The following is a 3,177-nucleotide window of genomic DNA, read 5'->3' as shown; positions in this document are numbered from 1 at the left end:
ATGTATAATAATATATTTTAAGGAGTGATACTATGAAAGCAGTAGTTGATAAAGATTTATGTATAGGTTGTGGCTTATGTGAAAGTACTTGCCCAGAAGTTTTCTCAATTGGAGATGATGGAAAATCACAAGCTATTTCAGAAGATATTCCTAAAGAATTTGAAGATAATGCCGTAGAAGCATCCACTAATTGTCCAGTAGGTGCTATAACAATAGAATAATGAAATTATCAGTTTTCTAATATTATTAAATTTTAAAATATTAGAAAACTGATAATTTTTTTATATTAATAAATTAATTATGACTTAACTTATTAAATATAATATTGATAATAAGCAAGTATTTCTTTTCCACCTGTATATAGTCCTAATATAAACAAATATGTATACACTGCAGTAAAAATTATACACATTTTATTTTTATTTTCTTTGAATCTAAAAAACTCCTCTATACCTGATGATAAAAACAATACTCCTAATGAAATCATTATTACCCCTGGTATTTTAATGTTTTTAATAATATTAAGACAAGCAAAAATAACAACTATACTACCACTTAAAGCCTTTAATATTTTACAAAAATTTAACTTTTTATTCTTTTCAAAATTCATCTATTTTTAAATCTCCTTTTCTTTAGTGAACCTTTTAATTATATTTTAAAATTATAAATTTTGGTAACAGAATGTTAACTAATTTATTAATTTTTAAAGTTTCTTACACACTAAAAATTTAAAAAAGAATACTATAAGTATATAAATATTATTCTTTACGAGGTATTCTATGAATAAAAATAATTATAATTTTTTCCCACAAGGACGTATGACTGAAAGTTACCCTATTCTTGTTGGAGTATATCCTGCTTCAAAAGGACTATTAGAAATTGGTGCTTTCGTTGATTCTTTATCTGGATTTGTAAAATTGCCACCAGGTGCTTCTGTAACTATAGAAGTAGATGTGGATACTAAAGGCTTTCCTTTTGGAGCTTATGAATTTGAAATTAACTATGTTTCTATTACCAATAGTGTTTTTAAAGTAGATGTTAATGGTAAAAATACAGATATGGTTTATAGCGCACAAGTAACTGAAAGTTTAAACTCAAAAGATTCTAAAAAACTTAAAATAATGTTGCAATTAACTTCTGGCAAAAATAAAGTTAAGTTTTATTCCTATGCCAAAAATTTCTCTCCAGATATAGGTAATATTACTGTTAATATAGTTCCAAATACTTTTCCAGCAATACAACCAACCCCCATGCCCACTGAACCAGATTTAATACCAATTACACCCCCTTACCCTAAAAATCCTTATGATAATTCTACTTCCTATAAAGACAACACTTTAATAACTTATGATTTAGCAGTAGGAAACTTAAATAATGGAGCTAGTTTAGATAACTCTACTAATTTTGTAATGAATATAGGAGGAATGAATGAGGGAAGTTCAACTATGTTAGTAAATGTAGATACATTTAATCTATATACTCTAGGTATTAAATATTTAAGTGGAGATAAAGGTAGACCCTTAAAAATTCAAATAAATGAAGATAAAAATACAATGGCATTTATATTACCACCAACAAAAAGTTGGAGTTTAAATGATGTAGAAATTTTTAAAATAAATGTACTTTTAAAAAAAGGAATAAATGAAATAAAATTTTACAATCAATCAGTAGATTATGCTCCACACTTAGGACACTTTACTATTGAACCTTTTAAAAATAAAATTTCTTCGAGTATTACATTGATAGGATCCTCAATACTAAATGGTGATTTTATAGAGGGAATAAATAGTAATGATGGTAATGAAATAGTACTAAATATAGATATACAAGCTAAAGGAATATATGACTTTGCTATACACTATGTAGCTGATGAAAATAAACAACTTAAAATAGATATTAATGGTGTAAATACTGGAATTACTTATACTTTTGATAAAACAGCATCTCTTAATGTGGCTGATGAAAAAATTAAGGTTATACAAATACCTTTAATCTCAGGTAAAAACACTATTAGACTTTATAATTAAATATTAAAAATAAAACCACACTAAAATATTTATAGTGTGGTTTTTAGGTTGGGGGTAGGGTTTATTATACTTATATTATTGACACATATTTTTTCTTTTAAACATATATTATTTTTTTATACTTTTTTAATGAATAACAATGTTTTTTATATAATTATTTATTCTATTTAGCAAAATAAGTTTTTATTTATTGTTAAAATAATTTTATATAACTAGTAAATATGTTTATGTTTGGGTTTTATCTCCTGTAAAAGTGTTGTAAAATTCATATAAGGAGGTAATTATGGAGTTTATTGTTTTTGAATTTAATATAGATAGAATTTGTAACGAAAGAGATATAGAAAGGTTTAAAGGATTCTTTAGTAGTACTTTTAAGGATAATATTAATTTTCGTAATCATAAAGATAAGCGTTCTTTTAATTTTCCTAAAATACAATACAGATTATTTGATAACGGAAATTTAGGTATTATTCTAATGCCTAATTTACATAATAAAAATGAATTAATAAACAAAATTTTTCATCTAAAAAATATTAATTTAGAAAATGCAATCTATGAAATTAAAGAAATAAATTATAGTGTTAAAAATGAAGATTTTTCAGTTAAAGATTCTTTATTTAAATATAAATTTAAAACTCCTTGGATTGCTTTATGTGAAAAAAATTATGAAAAATATTTAAATAATACTTTAGATTTAAATGAAGTGCTTAAAAATAATTTATTATCTAATTTTAAAGGATTAGGTATAACTTTAAATAAAGAAATACTTGTTAATGGAGATTTTCAACCTAAAAACATTACTTTAAAAGATATTGATTACACTATCTTTTATGGTGAATTTGTTACCAATGTGGACATTCCTAATGGATTAGCTCTAGGGAAAAGAAAAAGCATTGGTTATGGTGTAGTAGAAAAAATCTAATTAAAAATCCACACTATGTTAATTATAGTGTGGATTTTTAATTATAACAAATTTTTTCACTAATTTTTTGCACATTTTTTATTTTACAATTGTTATACATTAGATAGTGTAAAGTTTAATATGAAAAAATAGGTTAGATATTATTTTGAAAATATTATTTTTAAAAACTATCAAAGATTATTTTTAGGTACAACAAAAAGACCTTCTATGAGAAGATTTTAAAAATAT

The 3,177-nt window shown here is 23.5% G+C and carries 4 protein-coding genes; 3 read left to right on the top strand and 1 reads right to left on the bottom strand.

Translation table 11 applies throughout. From position 1 onward, the window contains the following. The first annotated feature begins 32 nt into the window (after window positions 1-32). Entirely contained in the window at window positions 33-221 is a 189-nt protein-coding gene (locus tag GBZ86_RS14250; RefSeq protein WP_152891762.1) for a ferredoxin, read from the top strand. 92 nt (window positions 222-313) lie between these two features. Here GBZ86_RS14250 and GBZ86_RS14245 read toward each other — a convergent pair whose 3' ends face one another. Continuing rightward, window positions 314-610 carry a hypothetical protein gene (locus GBZ86_RS14245; RefSeq protein ID WP_152891760.1) on the bottom strand — a complete coding sequence of 99 codons (297 nt, stop codon included), beginning with the start codon at window positions 608-610 and terminating at the stop codon, window positions 314-316. Between the two features lie 169 nt (window positions 611-779). Here GBZ86_RS14245 and GBZ86_RS14240 point away from each other — a divergent pair, with 169 nt between their 5' ends. Beyond that, entirely contained in the window at window positions 780-2,027 is a 1,248-nt protein-coding gene (locus tag GBZ86_RS14240; RefSeq protein WP_152891758.1) for a carbohydrate-binding protein, read from the top strand. A 283-nt stretch (window positions 2,028-2,310) separates the two neighbouring features. Further along, a complete protein-coding gene (locus tag GBZ86_RS14235) occupies window positions 2,311-2,949 on the top strand; it encodes a CRISPR-associated endonuclease Cas6 (RefSeq protein ID WP_152891756.1) in 639 nt (212 codons plus the stop codon). Window positions 2,950-3,177 lie beyond the last annotated feature (228 nt).

The sequence above is a fragment of the Clostridium tarantellae genome (assembly GCF_009295725.1).
Classification (GTDB): Bacteria; Bacillota; Clostridia; order Clostridiales; family Clostridiaceae; genus Sarcina; species Sarcina tarantellae.
The sequence above is the reverse complement of the archived record's forward strand: the minus strand, read 5'-3'. Positions and strand labels throughout refer to the sequence as shown.

Excerpts from the sequence above, each read along its gene's own strand:
- GBZ86_RS14250 (WP_152891762.1), top strand. The coding sequence starts at position 33 with ATGAAAGCAGTAGTTGATAAAGATTTATGTATAGGTTGTGGCTTATGT.
- GBZ86_RS14235 (WP_152891756.1), top strand. The coding sequence starts at position 2,311 with ATGGAGTTTATTGTTTTTGAATTTAATATAGATAGAATTTGTAACGAA.
- GBZ86_RS14245 (WP_152891760.1), bottom strand. The coding sequence starts at position 610 with ATGAATTTTGAAAAGAATAAAAAGTTAAATTTTTGTAAAATATTAAAG.
- GBZ86_RS14240 (WP_152891758.1), top strand. The coding sequence starts at position 780 with ATGAATAAAAATAATTATAATTTTTTCCCACAAGGACGTATGACTGAA.